3 protein-coding genes are annotated in these 5,468 nt (G+C 48.8%); all 3 read left to right on the top strand.

Going from position 1 to position 5,468, the window contains the following annotated elements:
• The first annotated feature begins 714 nt into the window (after positions 1-714).
• Complete coding sequence (locus ACFS25_RS27625; protein WP_381507789.1) at positions 715-1,053, top strand: LytTR family DNA-binding domain-containing protein; 339 nt, start codon at positions 715-717, stop codon at positions 1,051-1,053.
• Between the two features lie 450 nt (positions 1,054-1,503).
• Positions 1,504-5,262: a two-component regulator propeller domain-containing protein gene (locus tag ACFS25_RS27620; protein WP_381507787.1), complete on the top strand. Its 3,759-nt coding sequence runs from the start codon at positions 1,504-1,506 to the stop codon at positions 5,260-5,262.
• Between the two features lie 37 nt (positions 5,263-5,299).
• A partial coding sequence (locus tag ACFS25_RS27615; protein WP_381507791.1) for a response regulator transcription factor occupies positions 5,300-5,468 on the top strand: 169 nt, incomplete at its 3' end.

Below are 5,468 nucleotides of genomic sequence, written 5' to 3'. Positions count from 1 at the left end.
TTTGTAAGTTGCCATTTGCACCAAAGAACAAATCTTTACAAGCCTACTCACTGATCAATAAAGCCTAAAAATCCCAGCAGTTAAAAATGAGAACGACGATAATGGTCTATACTATGCTTTCTATGATTCTATTGAAAGAAGATGTTTTCTGGTCCTGACTATCAGCGAGCTAGTTCGTTTAAAATGATTGATGAGTTACGCTTAAATCAACAGAGTATTCAGCTGATGGGTTAGATAGTTAAACCTTTCAACTGATTAATGTTCAAAAAGACATTGTTACTCAACGATCTACTAAATTATGTCAACCTCACTTCTTTCTTCTGCTCTTTATGGACAGTTTAGTTTGTTTCACCGGATACTGCTCAGTATTGATTGATTGGATACAAGACTACAGAACGGGTGTGTATAAAAGAAATTATGGAGAGACCTTTTTCAAAACAGTTGGCTTGTGCCTGTATACTTTTTAGGCATTCGTTTTCTGAAACTAAAAATTTCCTTTCTATAAACCAAGCAGTTAATACAACCCCTATCCCATCTTCAGAATTACTTCAGAATTCTGATCGATGTTTACCTCATTTTGTCTTTTTCAGCACGCGTCATTTTACTGATTCAGCTAGTTCATTCAGTCAACTAGTTGATAACAGAAAGTGCCTTTATGAGCTGACTGACTAGTGACTAAAAATGATAATTGACAGGAAAGTATCGACTCAACTTATGACTGCTAAACCAGAAATTCCGTTACGAATTCCAGGCTACCGCCACCTCCAAAATGGACTACTCATCAGTCGGCTGGAAGGCAACGGCAATTACACCATTGTGCATTTGCAAGGTGACCACAAACCCTTGTTGGTTAGTCAAACCCTAAAGCGGTTTGAAAGTATACTCCCCCACTTCATCCGCATCAGTAAGTCTATGATGGTCAATCCAACCGTTGTTCAGCAGGTGATTCGGGAAGATGCTAAAGTGGTGTACTTAAAACTAACCAATGGACTTTGCCTGCCAATATCTCGCCGTCGCATTCCAGAAACACTGGATCGCCTAGGTCGTCTCTAGCATAACCCATCTCTGACCACTGGCTTTGCGCCCAAGCTATTTATTCTCTTTATGCCACTCCAACCACGATCCAGATTCGCTTGGCCCTTGGCCTGTTGGGCAGCGTTGCGCTTCATTTTTCTGATTGCCCTACTTAAAATAAAATAGAGCTACTGATAGCAGACGACAAGTAGCACCCCGCAGTTAACTGCCAACGCCCCATCATGATGGCTATAGGACGGGACGTTGGCGGTTAACTACGGGGTGAATAAAAGAGGAAGGTCCGTAAGTCTGTCCTGAACCCTTGAACGTGAGCCAGTGAAAAGTAGGGTAAAAAACTTAACTTTCACTGGCTCACATTCAAGGGTTCAGGACAATTGGAGATGAAATGTTAACTAAACATTAATCTTTTCTATAATATGTTACTATATTTAGAGTATATTTTACTCTATCCATAACGATTCCCTGTACATGTTCGGTCACGTGCCAAGGCTACTGTTGGTTCTATTCTGGTTTGTTCTTTGCCAATCCGCCCAGGCCCAAACCGGTAACGTATCCTTTAAGCACATAACCACCGACGAAGGCTTATCGCAAAGTAATGTAACCGCTATCCTCCAGGACCAGCAGGGGTTTATGTGGTTTGGCACCCAGGATGGCCTCAATAAATACGATGGGTATTCTTTTACCCTCTACCAGAACGATCCCCTTCAGCCGTCTAGCCTAAGCGATAATTATGTCGTGGCTCTCTATGAAGACCAAAAAGGATACGTGTGGGTCGGAACCGCCGACGGAGGACTATGCCGGTTTGATAAGCAAACGGGACGATTCACCCGCTTTACACGGTCCGAAACCGATGACAAAAGCCTTAGTAGCAATTACGTTCTGGCCATCACCGAAGATCGTCAGGGTACTCTGTGGATCGCTACTGAAAGCGGCCTCAATCAGTTTAATCCGACCAGCGGCAGGTTCATCCGCTACAAACACCAAATCGGTGACCCAACAAGCCTAAGCAATGATTTGGTTCAGGATGTTCTGGTGGACCATCAGGGGCAAATTTGGGTAGCCACCCTTGGTGGGGGGCTAAACCGGTTGGATCCCCGAACGGGTAAGTTTCATCCGTTTACACATCGACCCGAGGATAAAACGTCCCTAAGCCACAATAACGTAAAAAAGCTCTTTGAAGATTCGCAGGGGCGGCTTTGGGCAGCTACCCAAGGCGGGGGCTTGAACCTGTTAAATCAGGATCAAACCTCGTTTACCCATTTTCGACACGATTCAGCGGTGACCAGTTCGCTCCTCGATGATGATGTCAATACCATAGTGGAAGACAGGCAGGGAAATTTGTGGATTGGTACTGAAAACGAAGGCATCAGCGTCCTAAATAAAAGCCGGACTGCTTTCACGCAGTACCCCTATCAGGAGAATGATCCCGAGGGGCTCAATAATGGCTCTATTTATGCCCTTTGCCCCGATCGGAGCGGGAACATGTGGATTGGAACCTACAGCGGAGGTATTAACCTTTTTGATCATCAGTCGGCCAATTTTACGCGCTATCAAAAAGATATCAACCAGATTAACAGCCTCACCAATCCCAATGTGATGGCCGTTCTGGAAGACCCGCAAGGCAACGTATGGATCGGAACCGATGGGGGTGGGGTGAATGTGCTGATCAAATCGACCCATCGCTATGTCCACTATCCCCATAATCCCGTCGATCCAACGAGTGTGGGTAGTAACTTTATCATGAGTCTCTACCAGGATAGCGATGGGGATATTTGGATTGGCTGTTACAAAGGGGGACTGAGCCTATGGCGAAAAGAATCCGGTGACTTTCTCAACTTTACCCAACGGGGTGACGCCAAAGGATTCAATCATGAAACGGTTACGGCCATTGTCGAAGGAAAGAAAGGGACGATTTGGATAGGCTCTATGGGGGGTGGGATTAGTTGTTACACCAAAAAAACCGGCACGTTTGTCCATTACCGGGCTGATGCAACGCATCCTGGTCACCTGACCCAAGGGTATATCAGTGCGTTGTGCTATGATCACCAGCAAAACTTGTGGATTGGTACCGAAGGAGACGGGCTGAATGTGCTCAATACCCGCAGCGGTACGTTCCGCTCGTATCGGCACAACCGGGCCGTGCCCGGTAGTTTGAACCACAATTTAGTAAACAGCCTCTACGAAGATGCCCACCACCAGGTTTGGGTCGGCACCTGCGGTGGACTAAACCGGTTTGAGCCCCAGACGCAATCGTTTGTCTCGTATACCGAAAAGCAAGGGTTAGCTAATAAGGTAATTCAGGGGATGGTTAGCGATGAGGGCGGAAACCTTTGGCTCAGTACCAATAAAGGCCTATCGGTCTTCCATCCTACAACGAACACATTCCGCAATTTTGGGGCTGAGGATGGGCTACAGAAAGGGTCATTCAACCGGATGTCAGTTTTCAAAGGACAGGGGGGTGCCTTATTTTTCGGGGGTAGTACCGGGATGACGAGCTTTTATCCGAATCGGTTGCGCGATAATTCCTTTATTCCCCCCGTCGTCATTACGCAGCTTCGCATTTTCAATCAACCGGTCTGGCTTCGATCCAATCAAATTACCCTCGCCTATGACCAATCCACGCTCAGCTTTGAGTTTGCGGCGTTAAATTATTCAACTCCTCAGAAGAACCAGTACCGCTATACACTGGAGGGATTTGATCGGGACTGGAGTTTGACAAGCCCCACCCGGGTGGCGACTTACACCAACCTGGAACCGGGCACCTATACGTTTCGTGTAAAAGGATCTAATAATGATGGTGTCTGGAATGAACAGGGAACGGCTTTCCGAATCATCATCCAACCACCCTTCTGGCAACTCTGGTGGTTTAAAGGATTGCTTGGCTTGCTGGCGGCCGGTAGTCTTTACGGGGTGTATCGCCTGCGGGTTAAACGCATTCAGGCCCAGCAGGTCACTTTACAAAACCTGGTGCGGGTGCGCACCCGGGAAGTACTCCAACAGAAGCTGGAATTGCAGGACCAGGCGCTTCATATGCAGTTACTGCAGGCTAAAGTCGAGCAGCAGGCGGCTCAGCAGCAGCTTCAGGCCAGTGAGCAGCGGTTTCGGGAGATTGCCGACAATGTCGATGAGGTCTTCTGGATTCATTCCGCTGACCCCTTTGAGTTAATGTATATCAATCCAGCCGGCCAGCGGGTATGGAACACAACATTTGAGCAGTTACAAGGCGAGCCCTTCTTCCTTCTGGAGACCGCCGTGCCCGAAGACCGACCCACTGTTCGCTTGTTTATGGAGCAATACCGGGCCGGCCTGGAAGGGGAAGTCTACTACCGGCTACAGCCGAAAGACGAGCCCATACGCTGGCTGATGATTCGCAGCTTCATCAGCCGCGATGAAGCGGGGACGGTGCTGCGTCACATTGGCTTCGCCAGTGACGTGACCAGCCAGAAAGAAAAAGAGTTCGTCCTCCAGCATTCCCTGCACCGGGAGCAGGAACTCAATCAACTCAAGTCCCAGTTCGTCTCCACCGCTTCCCACGAGTTCCGAACCCCCCTGATGACCATCCAATCGAGTGTCGATTTGATCGGGCGGTATCTGGACTTCCCCCCGGACCGCGCCAGACCATCCATCCAAAAACATCTGGGTGTGATTGAAGCACAAATTGATCAGTTTAGTGAGTTACTGACTGATGTGTTGACCATAGGTCAGATCGAAGCCGGAAAACTTACCTATGCGCCCCGCTCCGAGGATGTCATGGCTCTTTGTGAGAACCTGATCGCCACGCATTTTAGTCTCCGCGCTGATCAGCGGAGCGTTCAACTGGTGAGTGAGGGGACACCCCGACGGGTCGATCTGGACGCCAAACGGATGGGGCATGTGCTGATCAACCTGTTGTCGAACGCCTTTAAGTTTTCCGTGCAGGGGTCCCCCATCCTGCGCGTTGTTTTTACCCCCACCTGTCTGCAGCTGCAGGTGATCGATCAGGGCATTGGCATCCCGGCGACTGATGTGGCTAATTTATTTCAGGCTTTTTTTCGGGCCAGCAACACGGTTGGCATCCAGGGTACGGGCTTGGGGCTGGTGATTGCCCGGCAGTTTGTGGAGCTCCATGCCGGTACGCTGGAGCTGCAAAGCGAGCCGCATCAAGGAACGGTCTTTTCCATTACCCTCCCCCTAAACTCACCCGATCAGGTGCTGGCGGAGGAAGTCAACATCCCTCTAGGAATTTAATCGTTGCCCATCACTTCCCCCCCTTACCGTTAAAATAATGGCTACTCAACTCTTACTCATTGAAGATGATGCCCAGATTCGCCACAATGTAACCGAATTATTAAGCCTGAGTGGTTTTCAGGTAGCGACTGCCGACAGTGGCCGCGAAGGCATAACGCAGGCGCTGTTGGTGCCCCCGGATTTGATTTTGTGTGACATCATGATGC

The organism is Spirosoma flavum (genome assembly GCF_042686045.1).
Taxonomy (GTDB): domain Bacteria; phylum Bacteroidota; class Bacteroidia; order Cytophagales; family Spirosomataceae; genus Spirosoma; species Spirosoma flavum.
This window is presented reverse-complemented; position numbering and strand designations above follow the sequence as displayed.